This window comes from Actinomadura sp. KC06 (genome assembly GCF_004348735.1).
GTDB lineage: Bacteria > Actinomycetota > Actinomycetes > Streptosporangiales > Streptosporangiaceae > Spirillospora.
In genome coordinates this window covers 1-1,905 of the sequence record NZ_SMKT01000367.1, presented here as the reverse complement: position 1 = coordinate 1,905, position 1,905 = coordinate 1, and the positions used below count along the sequence as shown (strand labels likewise).

The 1,905-nt window shown below is 63.9% G+C and carries 1 protein-coding gene; it reads left to right on the top strand.

The window, feature by feature from the left end; translation table 11 throughout:
• The first annotated feature begins 114 nt into the window (after positions 1–114).
• Complete coding sequence (gene arc, locus E1287_RS43055; RefSeq protein ID WP_131971890.1) at positions 115–1,878, top strand: proteasome ATPase; 1,764 nt, start codon at positions 115–117, stop codon at positions 1,876–1,878.
• Positions 1,879–1,905: the final 27 nt, after the last annotated feature.

Below are 1,905 nucleotides of genomic sequence, written 5' to 3'. Positions count from 1 at the left end.
CCTCCCGGAAGACCCCCGCACGACACGAACACCGAATGGGCAGGTTACGGAAGCCCTCCAGATAGGTAGGGTCTCAGTAGGTCGTCGGCTCTCTTCGTGAGGAGGTGACGGGGCGTGGCCGCTCGTGACGATGCAGGGGCGCGAAGGGCGCAGCACGAAAAGGAGGTCAGAGACCTCCAAACGCAGATCTCCTTCCTGGAGGAGGAGATCTCCGTGCTGCGCCGCAAGCTCGCGGAATCCCCGCGCCAAGTACGTGTTCTGGAAGAACGCCTCCATGAGGCACAGGCCAACCTGGCCGCCGTAACCGGTCAGAACGAGCGTCTCGTAGCGACCCTCAAAGAGGCTCGCGAACAGATCGTGGCGCTCAAGGAGGAGGTCGACAGGCTCGCACAACCACCATCCGGATTCGGCGTCTTCCTCGAAGCCCGCGACGATGGAACGATCGACATCTTCACCGGCGGGCGCAAACTCCGCGTCAACGTCAGCCCCGCCGTCGACGTCGACGAACTCCAGCGCGGCCAGGAAGTCATGCTCAACGAGGCCCTCAACGTCGTCGAAGCGCTCAAGTTCGAAGAGCAGGGCGAAGTCGTCATGCTCAAAGAACTCTTCGACGACGGCGAACGCGCCCTCGTCATCGCCCACGCCGACGAGGAACGCGTGGTCAAACTCGCCGAACCGCTCCGCGGAGTCCCCCTCCGCGCCGGCGACTCCCTCATGCTCGAACCCCGCTCCGGATACGCCTACGAGAAGATCCACAAGGCGGAGGTCGAAGAGCTCGTCCTCGAAGAGGTCCCCGACATCTCCTACAACGAGATCGGCGGACTCGGCTCCCAGATCGAAATGATCCGCGACGCCATCGAGCTCCCCTACCTGCACGCCGACCTCTTCCGCGAACACCAGCTCAGGCCCCCCAAGGGCGTCCTCCTCTACGGCCCCCCCGGATGCGGCAAAACCCTCATCGCCAAGGCCGTCGCCAACTCCCTCGCCAAACAGGTCGCCGAGAAGACCGGCCAGGAAGGCAAGAGCTTCTTCCTCAACATCAAGGGCCCCGAACTCCTCAACAAATACGTCGGCGAAACCGAACGGCACATCCGCCTCGTCTTCCAGCGCGCCCGCGAAAAGGCCTCCGCCGGAACCCCCGTCATCGTCTTCTTCGACGAGATGGACTCCATCTTCCGCACCCGCGGATCCGGAGTCTCCTCCGACGTCGAGAACACCATCGTCCCCCAGCTCCTCAGCGAGATCGACGGCGTCGAAGGCCTCGAGAACGTCATCGTCATCGGCGCCTCAAACCGCGAGGACATGATCGACCCCGCGATCCTGCGCCCCGGCCGGCTCGACGTCAAAATCAAGATCGAACGGCCCGACGCCGAAGCCGCCAAGGACATCTTCTCCAAGTACATCCTCCGCGGCCTCCCGCTCCACCCCGACGACGTCAAGGAACACGGCGGCTCCAACGAAGCCACCGTCGAAGCCATGATCCAGCGCACCGTCGAACGCATGTACACCGAGACCGAGGAGAACCGCTTCCTCGAAGTCACCTACGCCAACGGCGACAAGGAAGTCCTCTACTTCAAGGACTTCAACTCCGGTGCCATGATCCAGAACATCGTCGACCGCGCCAAGAAAATGGCCATCAAGCAATTCCTCGACACCGGCCAGAAGGGCCTGCGCGTCACCCACCTCCTCGCCGCCTGCGTCGACGAGTTCAGCGAGAACGAAGACCTCCCCAACACCACCAACCCCGACGACTGGGCCCGCATCTCCGGCAAGAAGGGCGAGCGCATCGTCTACATCCGCACCCTCGTCTCCGGAACCAAGGGCGCCGAAGCCGGCCGGTCCATCGACACCGTCGCCAACACCGGCCAATACCTGTAACCCGACCCCCGCGCCCCCGCACCGGGC